23 protein-coding genes are annotated in these 20,796 nt (G+C 36.6%); 5 read left to right on the forward strand and 18 right to left on the reverse strand.

Annotated elements, in window-relative coordinates; translation table 11 throughout:
- Positions 1-423 precede the first annotated feature (423 nt).
- From FD31_RS12150 to FD31_RS12175, 6 genes are all read right to left on the reverse strand, one after another.
- Positions 424-993: a hypothetical protein gene (locus tag FD31_RS12150; protein ID WP_057893055.1), complete on the reverse strand. Its 570-nt coding sequence runs from the start codon at positions 991-993 to the stop codon at positions 424-426.
- A gap of 73 nt (positions 994-1,066) precedes the next feature.
- A complete protein-coding gene (locus tag FD31_RS12155; RefSeq protein ID WP_057893056.1) occupies positions 1,067-1,804 on the reverse strand; it encodes an aspartate/glutamate racemase family protein in 738 nt (245 codons plus the stop codon).
- Positions 1,805-1,808: 4 nt separating this feature from the next.
- The gene (locus tag FD31_RS12160; protein ID WP_057893057.1) at positions 1,809-3,338 is read right to left on the reverse strand and encodes a UDP-N-acetylmuramoyl-L-alanyl-D-glutamate--2,6-diaminopimelate ligase; all 1,530 of its coding nucleotides are present in this window, start codon (positions 3,336-3,338) and stop codon (positions 1,809-1,811) included.
- Between the two features lie 13 nt (positions 3,339-3,351).
- Positions 3,352-4,590: a D-alanyl-D-alanine carboxypeptidase family protein gene (locus FD31_RS12165; protein WP_057893058.1), complete on the reverse strand. Its 1,239-nt coding sequence runs from the start codon at positions 4,588-4,590 to the stop codon at positions 3,352-3,354.
- Positions 4,591-4,618: 28 nt separating this feature from the next.
- Positions 4,619-5,707, reverse strand: coding sequence for a sensor histidine kinase (locus FD31_RS12170; RefSeq protein WP_083483673.1), 1,089 nt, complete (start codon positions 5,705-5,707; stop codon positions 4,619-4,621).
- A gap of 2 nt (positions 5,708-5,709) precedes the next feature.
- Positions 5,710-6,396, reverse strand: coding sequence for a response regulator transcription factor (locus FD31_RS12175; protein ID WP_057893060.1), 687 nt, complete (start codon positions 6,394-6,396; stop codon positions 5,710-5,712).
- 449 nt (positions 6,397-6,845) lie between these two features.
- On the opposite strand from FD31_RS12175, the gene FD31_RS12180 reads away from it, so the two are divergent.
- Together FD31_RS12180 and FD31_RS12185 are read left to right on the forward strand one after the other, a co-directional pair.
- The gene (locus FD31_RS12180; protein ID WP_057893061.1) at positions 6,846-7,043 is read left to right on the forward strand and encodes a hypothetical protein; all 198 of its coding nucleotides are present in this window, start codon (positions 6,846-6,848) and stop codon (positions 7,041-7,043) included.
- A gap of 24 nt (positions 7,044-7,067) precedes the next feature.
- Positions 7,068-7,394 carry an iron chaperone gene (locus FD31_RS12185; protein WP_057893062.1) on the forward strand — a complete coding sequence of 109 codons (327 nt, stop codon included), beginning with the start codon at positions 7,068-7,070 and terminating at the stop codon, positions 7,392-7,394.
- Between the two features lie 196 nt (positions 7,395-7,590).
- Here the strand turns inward: FD31_RS12185 and FD31_RS12190 are convergent, their stop codons facing one another.
- From FD31_RS12190 to rsmG, 6 genes are all read right to left on the reverse strand, one after another.
- A complete protein-coding gene (locus tag FD31_RS12190; protein ID WP_057893063.1) occupies positions 7,591-8,343 on the reverse strand; it encodes a DUF1129 family protein in 753 nt (250 codons plus the stop codon).
- A gap of 15 nt (positions 8,344-8,358) precedes the next feature.
- On the reverse strand, positions 8,359-9,462 hold the full coding sequence (ychF, locus tag FD31_RS12195) for a redox-regulated ATPase YchF (protein ID WP_057893064.1): 1,104 nt from the start codon (positions 9,460-9,462) through the stop codon (positions 8,359-8,361).
- A 3-nt stretch (positions 9,463-9,465) separates the two neighbouring features.
- Entirely contained in the window at positions 9,466-9,729 is a 264-nt protein-coding gene (locus FD31_RS12200; RefSeq protein ID WP_057893065.1) for a DUF951 domain-containing protein, read from the reverse strand.
- A gap of 9 nt (positions 9,730-9,738) precedes the next feature.
- A complete protein-coding gene (locus tag FD31_RS12205; protein WP_057893066.1) occupies positions 9,739-10,608 on the reverse strand; it encodes a ParB/RepB/Spo0J family partition protein in 870 nt (289 codons plus the stop codon).
- On the reverse strand, positions 10,589-11,365 hold the full coding sequence (locus FD31_RS12210) for a ParA family protein (protein ID WP_057893067.1): 777 nt from the start codon (positions 11,363-11,365) through the stop codon (positions 10,589-10,591). The genes FD31_RS12205 and FD31_RS12210 overlap by 20 nt, the downstream gene beginning before the upstream one ends.
- Positions 11,366-11,749: 384 nt before the next feature.
- Positions 11,750-12,475, reverse strand: a complete 726-nt coding sequence (gene rsmG, locus FD31_RS12215; RefSeq protein WP_057893068.1) for a 16S rRNA (guanine(527)-N(7))-methyltransferase RsmG — start codon at positions 12,473-12,475, stop codon at positions 11,750-11,752.
- Positions 12,476-12,641: 166 nt separating this feature from the next.
- Between rsmG and FD31_RS12220 the strand changes: the two genes are divergently transcribed.
- Positions 12,642-13,076 (forward strand): GNAT family N-acetyltransferase, encoded by a 435-nt coding sequence (locus tag FD31_RS12220; protein WP_057893069.1) that lies wholly within the window; start codon positions 12,642-12,644, stop codon positions 13,074-13,076.
- Between the two features lie 75 nt (positions 13,077-13,151).
- Here FD31_RS12220 and FD31_RS12225 read toward each other — a convergent pair whose 3' ends face one another.
- The 3 genes from FD31_RS12225 to FD31_RS12235 all read right to left on the reverse strand — a co-directional run bounded on the left by FD31_RS12225 (position 13,152) and on the right by FD31_RS12235 (position 15,507).
- On the reverse strand, positions 13,152-14,159 hold the full coding sequence (locus FD31_RS12225; RefSeq protein ID WP_057893070.1) for a DUF6933 domain-containing protein: 1,008 nt from the start codon (positions 14,157-14,159) through the stop codon (positions 13,152-13,154).
- Positions 14,160-14,285: 126 nt separating this feature from the next.
- On the reverse strand, positions 14,286-14,735 hold the full coding sequence (locus tag FD31_RS12230; protein ID WP_057893071.1) for a CopY/TcrY family copper transport repressor: 450 nt from the start codon (positions 14,733-14,735) through the stop codon (positions 14,286-14,288).
- A 37-nt stretch (positions 14,736-14,772) separates the two neighbouring features.
- A complete protein-coding gene (locus FD31_RS12235; RefSeq protein WP_057893072.1) occupies positions 14,773-15,507 on the reverse strand; it encodes a MerR family transcriptional regulator in 735 nt (244 codons plus the stop codon).
- Positions 15,508-15,716: 209 nt separating this feature from the next.
- Between FD31_RS12235 and FD31_RS12240 the strand changes: the two genes are divergently transcribed.
- Positions 15,717-16,376: an EAL domain-containing protein gene (locus FD31_RS12240; protein WP_057893073.1), complete on the forward strand. Its 660-nt coding sequence runs from the start codon at positions 15,717-15,719 to the stop codon at positions 16,374-16,376.
- A gap of 118 nt (positions 16,377-16,494) precedes the next feature.
- Here the strand turns inward: FD31_RS12240 and FD31_RS12245 are convergent, their stop codons facing one another.
- Positions 16,495-17,025 (reverse strand): helix-turn-helix domain-containing protein, encoded by a 531-nt coding sequence (locus FD31_RS12245; RefSeq protein ID WP_057893074.1) that lies wholly within the window; start codon positions 17,023-17,025, stop codon positions 16,495-16,497.
- 133 nt (positions 17,026-17,158) lie between these two features.
- On the reverse strand, positions 17,159-18,481 hold the full coding sequence (locus FD31_RS12250; RefSeq protein WP_057893075.1) for a C1 family peptidase: 1,323 nt from the start codon (positions 18,479-18,481) through the stop codon (positions 17,159-17,161).
- A gap of 59 nt (positions 18,482-18,540) precedes the next feature.
- On the opposite strand from FD31_RS12250, the gene FD31_RS12255 reads away from it, so the two are divergent.
- Positions 18,541-19,215, forward strand: a complete 675-nt coding sequence (locus FD31_RS12255; protein ID WP_057893076.1) for a type 1 glutamine amidotransferase — start codon at positions 18,541-18,543, stop codon at positions 19,213-19,215.
- A gap of 44 nt (positions 19,216-19,259) precedes the next feature.
- Here the strand turns inward: FD31_RS12255 and FD31_RS12260 are convergent, their stop codons facing one another.
- Positions 19,260-20,444: an acetate/propionate family kinase gene (locus FD31_RS12260; RefSeq protein WP_057893077.1), complete on the reverse strand. Its 1,185-nt coding sequence runs from the start codon at positions 20,442-20,444 to the stop codon at positions 19,260-19,262.
- Between the last annotated feature and the right edge of the window lie 352 nt (positions 20,445-20,796).

Here is a 20,796-nt window from a genome sequence, read left to right on the forward strand (position 1 = left end):
AGCACCACGCGTATATATGTATTCTAAACCTATTTGATAATTTCAGCTCTAAAACTAACTGTCTAAAAAATCACCTATCATCTATACAACAAATCAGTTAGTTTCAATACACCGCATTCAACGAATACCCTAGCCTCAGGGTGATAGCAATTGAGTCAGCAGTGAAGGTGGTGTTAGGACGGCCGCTTTTGCCGTTCTTACAGCACGGGACGACTTTTGAAACTTGAGCGTTTTTCTCAAGGTTCAAAAGCGAGGTTCGAGACCGCTTTTTGGCTCGAACCGGTCCCCACAGCAGACTCAATTGCTATCACCCTGAGGCGGCATCCTTAAACAACCAAAATAGAGGTCAGAACAAAACTTACGTTTTGTACCGACCTCTTAAAAATATAACTAATTATTATTGCAAAGGCAAGTTACACGCCATTACCAAATTTGGAAATATTGCCCATCTGCAGGCACTAAATAGCTTCCAACTGGTGAATCAGAATTTTTGCTATAAATATTAATTTGATATCCTGACACATTATTCCAAGTAACTTTACCATTAGCAACGTACTGTGTGGTTGTCTTGTCATAAGTTGAACTTAGTTGATTAGCTAAGTACTCAACCGCTTGATCTGAAGTTGTTAAATTAACTTGAGATTGTTGTGATTGATTTTGTGATGACTGATCACCCTTAGTCGTATCGTTATTGGTATTACTATTTGTGTTATTGCCATTTGTTTGGCTGTTATTATCACTATTTGAATTACTTTGGTTACTATTACTATTGCTGTTTGCAGTCCCAGACGTTTTGTCCGTATTTGAACTATTGTCTGTTGTACTTGTATTTGTCTTTGGTGTAGCTGATTTCTTAGTTTTAGCAGGAGTTTTAGTACTACTACTACTTGTGTCAGAACTTGATGCTGACTGTGTACTTGCTGATTGTGATGAACAGCCAGCTAGCAAGACCCCTGATAAGATAACTGTGAAGATAGATAATCTCTTAAACATGTGGAAGTACCTCCTTATACACCCAACATTATATCGGATGCCGGTTTATTTCCGCAATGTTTCACAAGAAACATTAATAAATCTTAGTAAAATCGATCTTTTCCCCACGGCGAATCTTTTCGGCAAATTCAATCGACTTATCAACGATAATACCTTGTCCATCAATCACGTTGTAAGGATGGTCTGGCGCCTTTTCTTGTGCTAGTGATAATTCAGTACATCCTAACACAATCACATCGCAGTCGAATTTATCGTGCATTGTCTGCAAAATATCGTAATACTTTTGGGCATTAACTTTCCCATTGACCTTAATATCATCGTAAATCAAACTTTCAACTTGGTCTTGAACAGCTTGGTCACCCAAACTATATTCAAAACCAGCAGCTTTGATTTCATTTTCATAAATGTGATCGGAAATTGTTCCTTTTGTAGCAATCAAACCAATTCGTTTAGCTTTTGGATACTTCTTTTTCATCACACTAATAGCCATATGTGGCATGTGAATCAAAGGCACGTCTGTTGCGGTTTGCAATTCTTTATAGTAGTAATGAGCTGTATTGCAAATTAACACCATGAACTCAGGTTTAAGCAAGCTTTGTTGTTGAATGTCTTCTACCAATGGTGGCAAAAAACTAGGCTTGCTGTGATCTAAGATATGGGCTGTTCGATCGGGAACAGTTGAATGGTTGACCAAAATGTAATCTAAATAATCTTGATCTTTTTCAGTTGGTGTCCGTTCATTTAACAAATGGACATAACTTTCTGTGGCTAAACTTCCCATACCACCCAAGACTGTAAAGAATTTCTTCATGATTTTAACCCTCAATATCCTTCAAAATTTTCTTTGCGACGACGGGATCACTTGGATATGGTACATCTTCACCCTTCGTCTTTTGATAAGCATCGTTTCCTTTGGCAGCTAAAACAACGATGTCATCACCGTGACTTGATTCAATCATTTCACGAATAGCTTCTTGACGGTCAAGCACGGTTTTGACGTCTACTTTCGTATGATCGATTTGTTCATCAATTTGTTTGCAAATATCTGCTGGATCTTCAAATCCAGGATCGTCAGTTGTCAAAATAGCTGCATCAGCTGATTCAGTCAATACTCTGGCAAAGCCTTCACGTCTGGAAACACCTTTGTCACCAGGGCTACCAACCACAACCTTAATTCTTGAATCTGGATATTCACGTCTGAGAAAACTCAAAAGAGCATTCATACTTGCATAGTTGTGGGCGTAATCAACGAAAATCGTTCCGTGAGATTTAGTATTAATGTGTTCCATTCTCCCCGGGACGAACGCTGATTTTAAACTATCAGCAATCACCTCGTTTTTGACACCCATCTTCTTAGCAGCAATAATAGCTGCTCCAGCGTTCAATTCGTTGAAGTCACCAACAAGACCTAGTTGATAAGTATATTCACTGTGATCTTGTAAATCCTCGGCTTTATCACTCTCAGCTGTAAATGTGAAAACAGAATCGTTTAAGTTAGATTCCTTATTACGGATACTAAAGTCAGTATCACCAACTTCATTTTTGGCAAAACGGTAAATATCTTTATCGTCACTCGTCTCTTTGGCAGCAGCATAAACTGTGTCATAGTCATTAGTTTGACGATTAATAATATTAACCTTTGAGTTGATCATCAATTGCTTCTTGCAGTTGAGATAATCAGCATATGTAGGGTGTTCATTAGGTCCGATGTGGTCTGGTGTAATGTTCAAGAAACCACCAATATCAAACTTCAAGCCGTAAACACGACTCTTCTTATAAGCTTGAGAAGATACTTCCATAACTAAATATTTGATGCCGTTATCAACACAAGTTCTCATGTCATGGAACAATTCCATTGATTCTGGAGTTGTTAAGTCAGACTTGAATTCATCTTCAGGCTTTGGTCCAACGATTCGATCAACAGTTGAAAAGAGTCCAACTTGCTTTGGATAAGCATGTCTCAAAATATCGTACAAGAAATATGATGTGGTTGTTTTACCTTTAGTGCCGGTGAAGGCCACAATAAATAAGTCGTTTTGAGGATTGCCATAAAACTCAGCACTCAATAGTGCCAAAGCTTTCGAAGCATCCTTAACGATTAAACGGTCAATATCTTGGCTATATTCCTTTTCAGAAACATAGATCTTAGCGTTATTTTTAATAGCTTGCTCTAAGTACTCGGATTTAAATCTGTTACCTTTACAGAAGAAGATTCCGTTGGTTTGATCTTCTTTAGAGTTGTAACTAATGTTAGTTACTTCAAGGTTTTCATCAGTTACTGAACTTGAAACCAATAAATCGTGTTTCTTCAAAATCTCTAAAGCATTCTTAATTTTTAAACTCATTCTCTACACGCTCCTAAAATAGATGTTTAAAAAATTCTATGATTTGATCCCACCAAGATTTCTGGTTTGTCTTCTTATGAACTACTTTTTTAACATCTGCCTTTTTAAACGGAAGATAACCACCATCAGTGTTAGCAGCAATCAATTTTACCGTTTGTTTTTTATGAATTGCAGTAAAACCTAAGTCGTTACTGCTTACATTATAACGTAAATTTTCGACATGATAATTTTTTGGTAGCCAAGTATAAACAGGTTCGTAGGTTTTATACTTCTTTTGGTCAATTGTGACCGTCTGATTTTTCTTAATTACTTCTTTGCGCTCATAATTATCAACCAAATAATGAACTAGTTTTTGCGTGCTGCGGAATCGTTTATCACGGTCCTCTTTTTCACCTTGAGCATTCAAAACGATTGTCACCATACGGGTATCACTCATCGGTAAAGTTCCAACGAAAGATTCACCGGCAGCATCAGTAGTACCAGTTTTTAGACCATCGAATTCATAACCTGCTTGATAATCACGATTACCTTTTAATAATAAATTTAATGATTCATAATTCTTAACTTCATTTTCAACAGGAAAACTCAATTTAGCTTTGGAAGTTGTTTGAATAATTTCGGGATATTCGTCCAAAACATGTTTGACGATAACGCCGATATCATTTGCAGATAACTTATTTTCATCTTCTTTAGTTCCCAAATACATGTCGGGTTCCAAATCAGAATTATTTAATCCGGAAACGTTGTAGATTTGAGCACCTTTGATGCCCCAATCTGCAATCGTTTTGCGCATCAGCTTAACAAAGTCTCCTTGATTACCAGCAACTTTATCAGCCAACATCATTGCGGCTGAATTTGAAGAAACAATCCAAGCGGCATTGTATAAATCCTTCACACTGTACGTTTTATCAGCATCCAAACGAACATTGGTCAGTTCATTTCTTTGCGTCATATCTGCCTCACCTTGTGTGGGACGTAACATATCTTGCTCAGTAAATTTTCCCTCTTTGATAGCCTTTGTCACGAGATACAATGTAATAATTTTCGTGATTGAGCCAATAGCCAGCTTTTCATCAGGATTTTTCGAATAGACGACTTGTCCTGTATGCTCATCGAAAATCATGCCCGCTGTGGCATTCAATTCCAACTGATTAGCAGCCGTTTCCTCAGCATGAACTGTTGATGCAAAAATTGGTAACGTCAAAATAACGACTGACATTACCAACATTAATTTCTTAACGAAATTTTTCATTTTTAAACCTCACAAATCAATCTTGAAATTAAGAAATTGGAAAATGGCTGATAAATGATGTGCGTTCATCATTCGAAGTCACAGCGATTGTTCCCCCATGCAACTGCACCATACTTTGGGCAATTGCCAATCCTAAACCAGTTCCCCCAGTTTTCTTAGAACGTGAATCTTCCACTCGATAAAAGCGGTCGAAAACATGTTTCAAGGAATCTTCCGGAATCGGTTTACCATTGTTGGCCACCGTTACGACGACTTCCTTTTCTTTTTGTTCAGCCGTTAACCAGATATGAGTAGCACCTTTTCCATATTTCAAGGCGTTCATGATCAAATTATTAAAGACACGACCAAGTTTTTCAGTATCACCCTTCATCAAAATCTTGTCAGGAACTGAATTGACGATAATTTCCATCCCACGTTTATTGGCTTCCAGTTCAAAGTCAGCCGACAATTGGTCTAACATTTGCGCCATATCAAACTTGGTCATATTCAAACGACTCGTCGCATGCTGGACATTGGCATATTCAAAGAGTGAATTAACCAAATTTTGCATTTCTTGCGACTTTTTATAGGCGATATGAGTGTACTTCAAAATTTGTCCCAAATCGCTATAATTTTTACTCTCAATCAGCCCTAAATAACCAATAACTGACGTCAAAGGCGTTCTAATATCGTGACTGACATTGCTGATCAATTCATCCTTACTTTCTTCCGATTGCCGCTGTTCTTCAGCCCGACGATTCATATTAGAAATCAGCAGGTTAAAACTATCGACAATACTTTGTAAATTGTGATTGACCTTGATATCAACTTCTTTGGTTAAATTATCATCAGCTGTCTTTTGCAAAACTTGCTTGATCTGATTTAACTCAAGATTGTGATACGTACTGAGGACGATTAAATACGTTAAAAAAAGCTCTAAAACTAACACTACAACGATAACCCAAAGTTTTTCTGAACTTAAACTTTGCCAATTATTTTGCAGATTAGTTAGAAATTTAGCTTTTCCCACGCTACTAATTAAGATTACGTTTATTATCTGAAATAAAAGAAAGGTGCCTATTCCTTCAACAAGGAGGACACCTTTTTCTCCTACACTCAGTTTGATTCTTTTGCTCAAAATCAAACCTCCACTTTGTAGCCGACGCCCCAAACGGTTTCGATTACTTTTTCACCATTGGTAGCTTCTTCTAGTTTGTCTCGTAAATGGCTAACGTGCACCATAACTGTTTTAGCTGAGACGACACTCTCCTGCTTCCAAACTCGTTCAAAAATTTCGTCAGCAGAGAAGACACGATTAGGATGACTTGCAAGTAAATAAAGGACACCAAATTCCAAGGCGGTTAACTGAACCTTTTGACCAGAATCAGTTACTACCTCGTGGGAGTCTTTGTAAATTGTGATTGGTCCAACTTCTAATTTGTCAGGGACGTTCTTAGAAGTTTGTTGTGAACTACGACGCAATAATGAACGAATACGAGCCATAATTTCCAAAGGATTAAATGGCTTAGTAACGTAATCATCCGCACCCGTAATAAGACCTTGAATTTTGTCCATATCAGTCGTTTTAGCAGACACAATAATAATTGGTATCTGTGAATCCTTCCGAACTCGTTTAACGACTTCAATACCATCAATACCAGGCATCATAATATCTAAGACCATCAACGCTATATCGCTATGAGCAGACAATTGGTCTAGTGCTTCTTGACCAGAGTTGGCGGATAGTGGTTCATAGCCTTCATTCTTTATATAAATACTAAGTAACTCTACAATTTCTTTATCATCATCGACAACTAAGATTTTCATTTAAATAAACCTCACAAGCGAACATATATTTACAAGTCTACAACTAGTTAGTATTATACAATAAGATGTAACCAGATTACTAATCTAGGTAGTGTAATGGGTTCATGCCGCCTCCAGGAACAAGAAATTTAGGTCGCTATGGGGACCGATTCGAGCCAAAAGGCGGTCTCGAATCTCGATTTTGAACCTCGCACAATACGCGAGTTTCAAAACTCGTCCCGTGGTGTAAGCACTAAAGTGCTAACGCCACCTGCACAGCGACCTAAATTCTTGTTTCTTCCGGCTAGTTTATTCGTTATTTTTTATTCAGAATTGTTAGGATAACAAACTTATAGACTGTTTAATTATTCTGGACTCGTCATAACTAGCACCACGCGTTAATAAGTAATAATAAAAATATGCTGGTATCTTACCTGCCAGAAAAAACTAGACAATGAAAGAGAGCCTCCATGGAATACTTAAAGAAAAGAATGAAGTTTATTTTAATTATTATCTTCTCCGTAGCGGTAATTGCCTTTGTTCAATACGAAATTCACTTTGATAATAATATCTCGCTTAAAAAAGTTGGCTTTATTATGACTATTTTACAAGCCGCTGCTGGCGGTTATGGTTTATACGGTTTAGTTCAATTCTTTCGCGTTAAATAATATATACAAAATGAGGGCAAGACTATGGATGAATACTTGGCAACATTGACTGATCCTAAGGACAAAATTTTAGCTAAAAGGATGCATCAGATTATTTCTGCTGTTTTGCCTGACGCTGAGGTTCGTTTGTCTTATGGCTTAGTTGGTTATTTTCAACCTAAACAAGTTTGTTTCTTTGGTATTAATAAACAACATATTGGTTTCTATCCGACTAATAAGCCGATTGAGCATTTTGAAAAGGAAATTGCACCTTATTTGAGTGGTAAAACTACGCTTAAATTCCCTAAGAATGAGGGTGATATTCCTGAGAAGTTGGTGCAGGAGATTGCTGTTTGGAATTTGAATCATTAATTTTTGGTATTTAAAAAGTCTTTCTCGTAATTGAGAAAGACTTTTTTTATTTTATATATTCAGTGGCTCTAAAACGAGCTACGGCAGGGTAACTCCTTCCGCTTTTCATAGGACTGTAAATCGCCCGCTAAAACCGGCGTGCAATTCACAGTCCTACGAAAATGCTCGGGAGCTGACCACCCTGCCTCCGCTCTCTCTAAAAGAATGACCGTTCCTTATATCCTGTCATTGTACGGAATAAGAATCTTCCACCAAAGGCAACTGCTGCTGCGATGAAGTAGCCGATTGCATTTAGAGGTGGGTTGATTGATGTTGGGATTGCTGTCATTCCGGCTAAGAAGACGAACATTAATACTAATCCGACTACTAAATAACCAATGGTAATTCCCCAACCTGGTCTCTCAGATTTAGGTTTCTTCATTTGGTTATTGAACCATGACAACAAGGCACCCCACATTGCTGATAGGATAATCAAAGTAATGATACCTGTTTGACTATTAGGATCATTTTTAGCATTTTTGCTTGTTAAAGCAACGATACCGTACAACAATCCAAACAATGAAAAGAACAACAATGATGTATCAAGCCAAGAAGCCCAGAATGGTGTTACTTTAGGCTTTTTAACTGGATGTGTAATCTCTTGAGCTCTTTGTGATACGGGTCCATAAAGTTGATTAGCTGGAATCCCTTTGATTTGGTTTTCGATAATTTCAGGCAGAAGCTTGTCGATTTGTTCTTTAGCTTCGTCTTCCTTAAAACCATCATCCATCAGAAATTTGTTAAGTCTAAAAACATATTCGGCGTTTTTGTTGCTTAACTTTTGGCGTAAATCGTCAGCGTTGGCACTGTAGATTTCGCTCTTAACTTCTTCTTTTTTCTCATTCTTAGCTGAAACAACTTTTTGCTTTTCAGCAGCTTGCTTATTCTTTTCTCTTAAATCCTCAGACATATTACTCCCCCTGGTTTAGACGTTGAAGCGGAATTCGATGATATCTCCGTCTTGAACTTCGTAATCCTTACCTTCAACACGTAATTTACCGGCTTCTTTGACGGCTTTTTCACTACCTAATTCATCTAGATCACTAAATGCCATAACTTCGGCACGGATAAATCCACGTTCAAAATCAGAATGAATGATTCCGGCAACTTGTGGTGCTTTCATACCTTCATGGAATGTCCAGGCACGAGTTTCCTTACCACCGGCAGTAAAGAATGTTCTAAGACCTAATAGCTTGTAACTAGCTCTGATCAACTTATCAAGACCTGATTCAGTAACACCTTCAGCTTCAAGGAACTCTTTTCTTTCGTCATCATCTAATTCAGCAATTTCTTCTTCAGTCTTAGCTGAAACACCGATAACTTGAGCATTTTCCTTTTTAGCATAGTCTTCAATAACTTTGTAATATTTTGAAGCTTCTGGATCAGCCATGTCGTCTTCAGCAATATTAGCTACATACAAAACTGGCTTAGATGTTAATAAGAATAAACCTTTAACGATTTTTTCTTCGTCTTCATCAAAGTCGATTGAACGAACTGAGCCACCTTCTTCAAGGACTGGCTTGATTTTTTCAAGGACTTTAAATTCAGCTTGTGCTTCTTTATCCTTAGCACTCTTAGCAGCTTTTTCAACACGTGTGTAACGTTTATTAACACTGTCAAGATCGGCTAAACCAAGTTCTAAGTTGATTGTTTCAATATCGTCTAGTGGATCAACGGTTCCGGTAACACTAGTAATATCGTCATCATCAAAAGCACGGACAACGTGAACAATAGCATCAACTTGACGAATGTTTTCCAAGAACTTGTTACCAAGTCCTTCACCTTTACTAGCACCTTTAACGATACCAGCAATATCAGTAAATTCGAAAGTTGTGTGGATCAATTTTTTAGCAGGGATCAATGAATCGATTCTTGTTAGACGTTTATCGGGTACTTCAACCATCCCAACGTTAGGATCAATTGTAGCGAACGGATAGTTCGCCATTTCCGCACCGGCCTTTGTAATAGCATTAAATAAAGTTGACTTACCAACGTTTGGTAGTCCGACGATTCCGGCAGTTAGAGCCATTTGTTATTCCTCATTTCTTTTAATAAAATTTGATGGCATTAATTGAGTTTTTTTCAAATAATGTTCTTCATTTTCTGGTTTGACCTGGTCAGCTTGTGTTAAAACTTTTTTGAATTTCTTAGTAAATTCAGCGCGTGGAATCATTACGATATGTCCACATCCCAAGCATTTAACTTTAATATCCGCACCTAAGCGAATAACTTCCCAGCGATTTTCCCCACAAGCGTGAGGTTTTTTCATTGTGATGATATCTCCAAGTTTAAACATACAATTCCTCTAATCTAAATGGATTCCTAATATGTCTAAAATACGGTTTAAATCTTCCGTATTTGTAAAATCAATTTCCAGTTTGCCATGGCCGCTACGAGTTTCTTTAACCGCAACTGACGTGTCAAAACGTTCCACCAATTTTTCTTCCGTTGCTCGAATGTAAGGTGACTTTTGAGCAACTTTCTTTTTCTTCTTGCTGTCGTGTTTAGATTCTGTAGCTAACTGTTCAAGTTGACGAACGGTTAGATCTTCACTGACCGCACGTTTAGCAAGTTTATCAATTTGATCTTTATCTTTCAAACTAAGCAATGTTCTGGCTTGTCCCATTGAAAGCTCACCATTTTGAACTAATTTCTTAGTTGCATCTGGCAAGTTCAATAGACGCAAGTAGTTGGCGATGTAAGGACGACTCTTGCCAAGTCTTTGAGAAACTTGTTCTTGCGTTAGATTTAATTTCGTAATCAAGGTTTGATATGCGTCAGCCTCTTCTAGTGGCGTTAAATCTTCACGTTGTAAGTTTTCCAAAACAGCAATTTCCATCATCCCTGATTCGCTCAAGGGGCGAACGATAGCTGGAATAGTTGTTTTCTTAGCAATCTTACTTGCTCGAAAACGTCTTTCACCAGCGATAATTTCAAAACCATTAACACTTTCACGAACAATAATTGGTTGAAAAACCCCATTTTGTTCAATTGATCGTGCTAATTCGTTTAATGCATGCTCGTCAAAAGTTTTTCTAGGTTGGTATGGGTTAGGTCGAATATCATCGATTGATAGGTCAACAACAGTTTCACTATTTTCATCAATGGCTTCGAATTCAGAGAAGATTGCGTCAATTCCTCTACCTAAACCTTTTTTATTTTTGCTTGATGCCATTACGCTTTAACACCTCCTTAGCAAGATCACGATAAGCTTTAGCCCCCTTTGACTTAGCGTCATAGTCAACAATAGGTTGTCCATAACTAGGTGCTTCAGCTAATCGTGTATTTCTAGGAACGATTGTCTTGTAAACTGAATCGCCGAAATATGATTTTACTTCGTCGACAACTTGAGCGCCCAAATTAGTTCGAACATCGAGCATGGTGATCAAAACACCTTCGATAGCCAAGTTAGTATTGAAATGCTTTTGGACCAAACGAATCGTATTCAACAATTGACTCAAACCTTCCAGCGCATAGTACTCACTTTGAACTGGAATAATGATGGAATCACTTGCTGTAAAGGCGTTAGTTGAAAGTTGTCCGAGTGATGGTGGACAGTCGATCAAAATAATATCGTAATCTGCATCGACTTCTTCAATTCCAGCACGTAAACGCGTTTCACGAGCCATCATTGAAGTTAATTCCATTTCTGCACCGGCCAATTGAATTGTTGCAGGAACAATATCAAGATTTTTATGTTCAGTATGAATAATCGTCTTTTTGAGTGGATATTCATTCACTAAAACATCGTAAACATCTTTTTCAACATTGGCTTTTTTAATACCTAATCCACTGGTAGCATTCCCTTGCGGGTCAGTATCAATAATCAATACCTTTTGACCCATATCAGTTAAACATGCTCCCAAATTAATGGTGGTTGTGGTTTTGCCGACACCACCTTTTTGATTTGCAACAGATATTTTTCGTGCCATTTTATTCCCCTATCTCTAGAAATTGCCGAACAACTTCACAAAATATTTATCTATGGTAATCACTTTTATTGGCGCTTTTGCCATAACTATATAATCTTATCATTTTTACACAATTATTTAATGGTTTTGCCGTCTCCGGGAGCAAGAAAACTTAGGCTGCTGTGAGGACCGCCTGGAGCCAAGGTCTCCAGGCTCGATTTTGAGCCTTGCAAAAAACGCAAGTCTCAAAATTCGTTCTGTGGTGTAAGAGCTAAAGCTCTAACGCCACCTGTACTGCTGCCTAATTTTCTTGCTCCCTCCGACTAATTTAATGGCGAATTGTTTGTTAATCATTTTATAAAAATATAAATCTCGAATAAAAATTATATTTAACACGTTAAGTGACTATTTCACGAGTGGCTTTTTAGCAGGTGTTCCTGGCTTACGAGGATACTTCTTGGGTGTCTTATTTATCTTTTCAACAAAGATAAAATTACGTACTCCAGCATCATTTGGTAATTCAACGGATTCTTGTTGCTTAATTTCTCCACCTAATGTCTTAATAGCAAATTGAGCTGTCTCTAGTTCCTCGGGTGCTTTTTCAGATTTCATAGCGACAAATTGTCCGCCGACTTTTACTAGTGGTAAACAAAATTCAGTTAAAACGTTCATTGCTGCAACGGCTCTGGCTGTTACAACATCAAATGATTCTCTGAATTGAGGATTCTTACCAACTTCTTCAGCACGTCCATGTACTAAATTTACGTTATCTAAATTCAATTTATTAACGAGCGTGTCCAAAAACTTGATTCGTTTGTTTAATGAATCAACAATCGTAATTTTTAGTTTTGGATTGATGATTTTTAATGGCAATGATGGAAAACCAGCTCCTGATCCGACATCACATAAAGTTAATTCTTGATTTAATAATTTTTCATCCACAAAGCCTAAGACGATTGAATCATAAAAATGTTTCAAATAAACTTGGTCTTCTTCAGTAATTGAAGTTAAATTCATAACCTTGTTGGTCTCAACTAATTCATGAAAATAAATTGCGAACTGATCTTTCTGTGTTGCACTCAAATCAATGCCCTGCTTAGCTAGAGCTTCAAAAAATTCTTCCGGTTTCATTGACATACCTCCACTCGTGAAACACATGTTTCACACCCTTTTATCCTATATTAATGGGAACGTTAATTCAATGATGAGTTCAGAAAGTCTTTTTAAATTATTGTTGTATTTGCAACAAAATAGTTTTATTATAGTCAACAATAATTTGTTTCATCGGAGGTTCCCTATGATTAGTGTTAAAAGTACAAATGAACTCAGTCCCAAAGAATTAATTGATATTCTCAAAGCTCGTGTTGCTGTTTTTGTAGTTGAACAAAACTGTCCTTATCAAGAAGTGGATGACGATGACTATAATGACTTGCATGTTCGTTTAATCGAGAATGGCAATTTAGAGGCCTACACGCGCATTATCGACAAAGGTGACCATATTACTTTTGGACGTGTGTTAGTTGTTGAGAAGTACCGTAAAGGTGGTTTAGGCGCAAAAATTGTTGGTGCAACGATCGACGAAATCAAAAAACGTTTCCCTAATCAACCAATTCAAATTCAAGCTCAAGCATATTTACAAGAATTTTATGCTGGTTTTGGATTCAAGGCTATCTCTAATGTGTATTTGGAAGACAACATCCCTCACTTGGATATGTTAATGACGTTTGATTAAAAATCTAAATAATGTAAAAAAATAATACTCGCGAGAAATTAACTTTATTCTCACAAGTATTATTTTTTTGTTTTATTAAAAGCTGCCATAAAAGCCTGACCTTAATGATTCGACGTCTGTTCTTAAATCACTCTTCATCTTTCTCGAGAATTTAACATCCACTATCTTCTCATCAGCCAAAAATTTATACAAACGGCCCAAACTTCTTTGAACTCTTTTCGTTTCAGTCATACTAGATCCATGGTTGTACAGCTCACCAACAGAACTGGCCTCCATATTAAACAGAGTGATAAAACGATAAGCTAAAAATTGATTCAAATAAAGATCCAATGAATTCTTATACTGCTTCAAAGTTTTTTCAGAATAATCGTCTTTGACATTCTCAATAAAAGCATCAATTAATTCATTATTAAACTTGCTGATTTCTTGAACCTTTTTATCGCTCTCTGATAAATCATCAGTCAACTTTAGTGGTGTCCGAGCTAACGTTTCTAATTGATTCTTAATTTTTTGTAAATACTTCGTATCAACAACCTTAGGTTCAGTATCTTTAGCTTCATGCCACTTAAAGTTTTCCAATTGCATCATTTGTGGTATATCTTGGACGAAAGTTGTTTTATCTGAAGGCAATTTTCTAAGCATATTGGTCATACTAATAGAAATTGCATCATCATCGACCATTCCAGAATTCAAATCATAGTCTATTATCACGCCAACGTCTGTTAAACGTCCAAGCTGCTTACGACTGACCGACTTACCAATTTCCCAGGAACCACCAGCTTTAAGATATTCCTTTAAATTATTTTGATCTAATCCCAAGTAGCCCCAAATCAATTCCAACTTATCTTCAAACATTGCTTGTAATTCGGAACGATTTTTCGCATTCACATCATCTATCACAACGGTTAACGTACTAGCATCATTTGTAAAAATAACTATTTTTTTACGTCTATGTGTCAAATACTTAACATGCCACGAGAAAAGTGAATTCGCTATAGCCATCTTTTTAGCTTGTTCATATGATTCTACTTGCGGATAATCTTGGAAAAGCGGTTGTGCCTTTTGAACAACATTGATAAACATTTAAAATACCTCTTTCTTTGAAAAATTAACATTTGCAAAGATTTAATCGTCGTTTAGAAAACTGAAAAAAAGCGCTCAACCATCAAATGATTGAACGCTGTGTCGCCCCTGCCAAGGAACTATATTTTAACACATATCTGCGCAACCATCGGGTAAACAATCACATTTCACATGTTCAGGAGCTGTTGCTAATTTATTATCTAACGTCTTTTGGAGCATCTTAATATCAGCCTGACTAATTTCCATTGAGTCGATCAATTCGTTTAGAACAGAACCAGATTTATGAGCACAAAAGTCGGCAAACAAACTGTTAGCATATTCGTTCATAGTTGCTTGTTCTTCGACTGTTGCTGAATAAATATAACGTCCTTGCTCTTTTTCACGGCTGAGAAATTCCTTTTTCGTCAAACGAGTAATTAATGTCTTGATGGTGGAATCAGACCAGGTTTGTTTCTTTTGCATCAGATTGATTATTTCGGAACTTGTCACATGTTTCAAGGTCCAGACAATTCTCATAATTTGCCATTCCGCTGAAGAAATCTCAACTTTTTTGGGTTCTTTTTTTACAGTATCCATCAAAACCGTCCTCTCGTAATGACAACATTATATAACATTATCTGGCTAGTTCCCGCTTTTCATCGTAAACTTCAACACAATAATTCTTTTGGCCACAAGCTGGACAAACTAGTTTTCTAGCCCGTGAATTGTGGATGCCCCAAAATGCTGCCCAAAACTTTGGTTTAAATTCAGTATTACAGTTTGGACAAATATAATTGGTATTTTGATAATAAAACCTGCTGATCCAAGCAGCGATTAATAAAACTAATATCATTCCAATAATAAATGGCACCCAGTTACCTTTCATAATGGCCCAGACTAAAGTTCCGATTTCAACAAAGTCCATTAAAATGCCAATAATTATCATCTTTATATGAACTTTTCTCAAGGATTTCTTATTTTTCATGATGTTTTCTATGTCCCCAATATCTTTAATTTCAATCTGGTCGATTTGAGGCAAATCACGGCGTAGTCCTTCAATCGTTTTTATTTGTTCCTTCGAAGTCTTCAATTGAGCACGTAAACCATTCAATTGCTGTTCCAATAAAAGATTCATGACTTTCATCGAATTTTGGCTTTCCAATATTTCACTAATTGATTTGAGCGATAAACCTAAATTTTTCAATAAAATAATTAATTTCAACTTATTCAAATCATTATCGGTATAAATTCGTTTACCATTCTCAAAAATCTGACTTGGTTTCAAAAGATTTTTCTTGTCGTAATATTGGATTGTTCTGACGGACACTTGCGCCAATTTTGCCAACTCACCTGTTGTATACTCGGACATAGCTTTCCACCTCCTTGACTCTATTTATAGTCTATTACCTTAGGTCATTTGCAAGCAATATTTTTGGCAAATAACATAACGCCGTTTTATAATAGATAATATGAATAAATTTGTTAATGTTATTTACAAAATTTGTATATACCATTGATATAAAATCCGAAATATCATAAAATGTTCTATTATCGGTCAAGATTTAGACGATAGGGGGAATGGATACGAAATATAGTTTTTTTGTACAGTCACAAGTAAATAAAAGTGACGATTCAGTTTTTGGCTATGAAGTACTCTTGCGTAAGGAAGATAATGGTGCTTGGCATTTACCACAAGACTTCACAGAGTTATCAATTGAAGATCAAGTGCAGTTAGTTGAGAAGACTGCCGACATCATTAAGAAAAATGATGGAGTCAACAAAGTTATCTCATTTAACTTAAATAGCAAACAAGCTAATGATCCATACACCCTTGGGGAAGTTATTGCCCTAAAGAAACGTATCAATCCCGTTGATCTAACTATTGAATTGACTGAAGCAATGCCCTTGAATCAGATTCAAGAATTTAGCGTGCTACTTCATCAATATGGTATCTCATTAGTTATTGATGATGTTGGTACAGGATCGAATACTTTTGATAATATTAAACATCTTTTACCATACGTGGATAAGATTAAACTAGCTATGCAAAACCTTCGTATGTCTGGAAAAGCTAATAAAATCCCAGAATACGTTTCATTTTGGGTTAAACAAGCCGAAAGATACTGTCTAGACATGGTTCTAGAAGGTGTCGAAGATGGTAATGATCAATTACTGGCTCAGAAATATGGAATTAATATTCAACAAGGTTACCTTTATGGAAAACCAGTCATGCCTTAGCCAATAAATACTGAATAAATATAGTACATAACCAAAAGAAGCTTTAACAATCAATGAAATTGTTAAGGCTTCTTTTTATCTATTTCTAAAATTAAACTTTTAAAGATATTTGAAATGTCTATTCAACCATCACATAATCTAAACCACTTGACTTAATGTTCACAAAATACTGCAACTCATAGTTGGTTTCACCTTTTTGCATTGCATCATTAATTGCCATAATTTCTTTTTTTGCATTTTCATAACTACGATAACAAGCTAACATACATTTTTTATCCCCAAAAAGTCCTGAGTCATAAGTTCCCCAGAGCATTGCTTCAGGTGATTTTTGTTTTCTCCCAATAATCCTGCTAATTGAAAAATTATAATACGAAGCAATACCATCAACTCCTAAAGTATCAAGTTTTGAGATAACAGTAATTCTATCTGACTTTCTTTTACTAGTATTGACATCTAATTTGGACATTAGTAAATAATCAGTTGAAACTTCAAAAAAATTTGCAATGGCAATTAGCCTATCATAATTGGGTTCCGCGTATCCACTCTCGTATTTCGAAATAGATTGGCGAGAAACATTTATTACTTCACCCAATTGTTCTTGAGAGATACCTTTTTCAATTCGTATTTTCCGAAGATTATCTGCAAACATAATTATCACCAGCCTCATCCATAATTATGAATTATCGTTAAATTCAAAACAACTAGCAATAAGTTGCATATGTGCAACTACTGGTTACTTTTAACGTTATAACGACTGAAACTTAATAGAAATACAGCAGTTATTAAGCCAAAGCATCCCAAGCTGGTAAAATAACTGGTTCTTGTTCATACTCAGCTAATTCTGCTTTAGTTAGGAACTTTTTATTGATAACAACGTCATAAACGTAATCTTCAAACCACTTTTGATCCATGGTGTAATAGCCTTTTTCGCCATACTTCTCGCCCCATGAATTTTCAACCTTCCATCGATTTGGTTGACCATTGATGAGGTTAACGCCCGTTAAGGTCATTGCATGTGAAACGGCACCTTGTCCATAGTCGAGTCTTTGGGCTTTATCCATTTGTGAATCAATACCAAATAATTGGTCATATTGGTAGATATTGCCCATCAAATAACCCTTTGTTCGATCTGAATCTTCCAAAACATCATTTCCAAACCAAATGGGACTATTACTTTGTAATTGTTCAATTGCTAGTTCTTGGAGACGTTCCATTGGTAAATTGAGGAACTTTTGAGTTTTACCACCAACCATGTCGCCTTCGGTATCGATTGAATAAACTTGATGATACTTTTTACTTGATTGTGGAGCATTGACTAGGTCAACATAGTCATCAACATCAAGTGTAAAGTAACGTTTTAAAAATTCTTTGGGCGTAATTTTATCGGCAGCAATCACCTTACCGTTATCAGCTGGGATTGATAATTCAAAGTCAGTTGGTGGAACTCCGAATGAATAAACACAGAGTTTATAAATTTCGGCTAACATTTCATCGATGCGGTCATCCAATTTTGTTTGAGTGGCTTTATCTTGAACCATTTGACGTAATTCAATCCCATTTTTACGTAACATCTTGCCTAATGTGTCATCAAATTCTGTTGTATTGTCAGAAACAACGGTTTCCGGCATGACATAATTTGGCACAACACCATACTTGTTAATCAAGTTAGCAGCATTTTGCCACAAACCACCATCACCATTGGGATAGGAGAATAAAGAATTGACCTTACGATCTTCAACTGGTAAAGTGGCAGTCTTCAAGATCTCTTGATAAAAATAGTTAGATTTTTCCAATCGGTCCCAAAATGAAAGATAATTCTCTGAAAGTTCAAAGTCTTTAACATTTTGTTTTTTGGCAAAATCAGTTCTCAACGTATTCAAAGCTGAGAACAACCAGCAACGGCCTGAATGCTTTTGATCAGATACTTTACCAGTATCTACCGTCACGTTGAATGAAGGATTCAGGATCGTTTTTGCTTCAGGATTTTCAGTGGCGCTGAAGATTCCGACTTGTGCTACAGAGTTTTTAAGAACATTATTAGTTGCATCTTGATTTAAGTTCTCGCGAAAATCTGCTAAAATCTCTTTATTGATTTCTTTTGTCAATTCAATCACCTCGTTGTTTAACTATATTACAACATTTCTAATTATATTGGAGAAAAATTATGTCTGAAGTTATAAAAATTGCTTATTTGTACGAAGATTTAATGAACACTTACGGAGATAGCGGCGATGTTAAGATTCTTAGCTTTCTTCTCAAAGAACAAGGTTACGAAACTCAAGTCGACAATATCAGTTTAGGCATGGAATTTAACGCCTTTGATTACGACTTCCTATTCTGGGGTGGTGGCCAAGATTTCGAACAATCCGTTGTTGCGACTGACTTGCAAAGACACCGCCAAACTATTGAAAACTATATTGAAGCTAACAAACCAATGCTTTGCATCTGTGGTGGCTATCAATTCCTTGGTAAATATTACGAAACAAGTAGCGGCCAAACAATTCAGGGATTGGATATCCTACCTTTCCATACTGTCTTTAAAGCAGACAGCCGCATGATTGGTGACACGGAATACAAGACTGAATGGGGTACCGTTCGCGCCTTTGAAAATCATAGTGGTCGAACTTACTTCGATGACAAGAAAAAGCTTAAGCCTTTCGGTGAAATGATTGAGGGATACGGTAATAATCCCGATGAGAAGCAAGAAGGTATGCGTTATAAGAGCGTTATAGGAAGCTACTCACATGGTCCTATTTTGAAAAATGAAAATGTTGCTCGAGCAATTGCTGATAAAATCGTGGCTTCACATAAAAAACGTCTGGCTTCAACTGTTAAATAAAAAAAACTTCAAAATCCGTCGGGATTTTGAAGTTTTTTTGTAATTTATTGTAATGCTGCAACCTGACGAACCATTGCTAGTTCTTCATTAGTTGGAATCAACAAGACTTTAATTGCTGAATCTGGACTACTGATCAAACCTTCTTGACCAGCTTCATTTAATTTAGCGTCTAATTTAACGTTGAAAATAGCTAATTCATCAACGATTTGTTGACGTAATTGGACATTGTGTTCACCAATTCCTCCGGCAAAAACCAAAGCATCGGCACCATGCAATTCGGTTAAATAACTACCTGCATATTTAACGATGCGGTTAACAAAAATTTCAACAGCTAGTTTAGCTTGCGGATTAGTTTCTTCTTGGGCTTTAATTTCACGCATATCTGGTGAAATACCTGAAACTCCAAGTAAACCTGACTTTTGATTCAACATCATCATAATTTCATTAGGATCTTTAATATCAAGCTCTTTCATCAAGTAAGGCACCAGTGCAGGATCAACATCCCCAGCACGTGTTCCCATAGTTACACCAGTTAAAGGTGTAAAGCCCATCGAAGTATCGAAAGCTTTACCATTCTTAACCGCTGCTAATGAAGCCCCACTACCAAGATGCATCGTTACGAGATCAATATCATTCTTAGGTTTATTCAATAATTCGGCTGCCCGACCAGTTAAATAACCATGAGAAATACCATGTTCACCATAACGGCGAATTTGATACTTCTTAGTCAATTCGTAAGGCAAACTATAAATTGCATTCATTTCAGGCAAGTCAGTAAAGAATTGACTATCGAAAACAGCATATTGCTTCACGTCAGGTAAAGTTTTTGCCATCGTCTCAATTCCTTGGACTTCCATTGGATTATGCAATGGTGCAAAGTTACTAAGTTCTTTAATTTGTTTTAAAACTTCTGGTGTCACTTCAACAGCTGACTTGAAAACTTGACCACCTGCAACAACTCGGTGAGCTACTGCTGTAATTTCATTCAAGTTTTGGATGATTTCCAAACGTTGTAATTCATCAAAGACCATTTGTGCTGCATGAGCTTGGTCCAAATTATCAACAGTCGTTTCAAACTTTTGGTGATCACCATATTTAATTGTAAAAATTGAGCCTGGCATACTGATTCGTTCCACTAAACCATTGGCTAAAACAGTTTCAGCGGGCATTTCAAACAACTGCCACTTCAAGGATGAACTACCAGCATTAATAACTAATGTTTTTTGCATCAAATCACACTCCCATGTAATAGCATACCGAATTTTCTGAAAATATGTTAGATTTTTCGCTGCCATCTCCGGAGAGGTGAACACTTACCTGCTATGCGGACTGGCCTGAGCCAAGGTCTCAGACCTCGGTTTGAAGCCTTGCAAGTTCAGCAAGTCTCCTAACACGCCCGGTGGTGTAATGGCTAAAGCCATAACGCCACTCTCACAGCTGGTAAGTGTTCGCTTTTCCTCCGACTAATTTACTTTTTATTCTGAATATGCGTAGTACTAGTTATAAAGTCTCAAGACTATTTAAATAGTCTCTAAGTTTCGTTGCTTTAATAATTTGAAATCAAAAACAACGAATAAACTA

This window comes from Companilactobacillus nantensis DSM 16982, from assembly GCF_001435815.1.
GTDB lineage: Bacteria > Bacillota > Bacilli > Lactobacillales > Lactobacillaceae > Companilactobacillus > Companilactobacillus nantensis.

Coding starts and splice junctions, on each gene's coding strand:
- FD31_RS12260 (WP_057893077.1), bottom strand. CDS start 20,444: ATGCAAAAAACATTAGTTATTAATGCTGGTAGTTCATCCTTGAAGTGG.
- FD31_RS12210 (WP_057893067.1), bottom strand. CDS start 11,365: ATGGCACGAAAAATATCTGTTGCAAATCAAAAAGGTGGTGTCGGCAAA.
- FD31_RS12185 (WP_057893062.1), top strand. CDS start 7,068: ATGGATGAATACTTGGCAACATTGACTGATCCTAAGGACAAAATTTTA.
- FD31_RS12175 (WP_057893060.1), bottom strand. CDS start 6,396: ATGAAAATCTTAGTTGTCGATGATGATAAAGAAATTGTAGAGTTACTT.
- rsmG (WP_057893068.1), bottom strand. CDS start 12,475: ATGAAACCGGAAGAATTTTTTGAAGCTCTAGCTAAGCAGGGCATTGAT.
- FD31_RS12205 (WP_057893066.1), bottom strand. CDS start 10,608: ATGGCATCAAGCAAAAATAAAAAAGGTTTAGGTAGAGGAATTGACGCA.
- FD31_RS12180 (WP_057893061.1), top strand. CDS start 6,846: ATGGAATACTTAAAGAAAAGAATGAAGTTTATTTTAATTATTATCTTC.
- FD31_RS12245 (WP_057893074.1), bottom strand. CDS start 17,025: ATGTTTGCAGATAATCTTCGGAAAATACGAATTGAAAAAGGTATCTCT.
- FD31_RS12150 (WP_057893055.1), bottom strand. CDS start 993: ATGTTTAAGAGATTATCTATCTTCACAGTTATCTTATCAGGGGTCTTG.
- FD31_RS12240 (WP_057893073.1), top strand. CDS start 15,717: ATGGATACGAAATATAGTTTTTTTGTACAGTCACAAGTAAATAAAAGT.
- FD31_RS12155 (WP_057893056.1), bottom strand. CDS start 1,804: ATGAAGAAATTCTTTACAGTCTTGGGTGGTATGGGAAGTTTAGCCACA.
- FD31_RS12190 (WP_057893063.1), bottom strand. CDS start 8,343: ATGTCTGAGGATTTAAGAGAAAAGAATAAGCAAGCTGCTGAAAAGCAA.
- FD31_RS12220 (WP_057893069.1), top strand. CDS start 12,642: ATGATTAGTGTTAAAAGTACAAATGAACTCAGTCCCAAAGAATTAATT.
- FD31_RS12255 (WP_057893076.1), top strand. CDS start 18,541: ATGTCTGAAGTTATAAAAATTGCTTATTTGTACGAAGATTTAATGAAC.
- FD31_RS12165 (WP_057893058.1), bottom strand. CDS start 4,590: ATGAAAAATTTCGTTAAGAAATTAATGTTGGTAATGTCAGTCGTTATT.
- FD31_RS12160 (WP_057893057.1), bottom strand. CDS start 3,338: ATGAGTTTAAAAATTAAGAATGCTTTAGAGATTTTGAAGAAACACGAT.
- ychF (WP_057893064.1), bottom strand. CDS start 9,462: ATGGCTCTAACTGCCGGAATCGTCGGACTACCAAACGTTGGTAAGTCA.
- FD31_RS12200 (WP_057893065.1), bottom strand. CDS start 9,729: ATGTTTAAACTTGGAGATATCATCACAATGAAAAAACCTCACGCTTGT.
- FD31_RS12225 (WP_057893070.1), bottom strand. CDS start 14,159: ATGTTTATCAATGTTGTTCAAAAGGCACAACCGCTTTTCCAAGATTAT.
- FD31_RS12230 (WP_057893071.1), bottom strand. CDS start 14,735: ATGGATACTGTAAAAAAAGAACCCAAAAAAGTTGAGATTTCTTCAGCG.
- FD31_RS12235 (WP_057893072.1), bottom strand. CDS start 15,507: ATGTCCGAGTATACAACAGGTGAGTTGGCAAAATTGGCGCAAGTGTCC.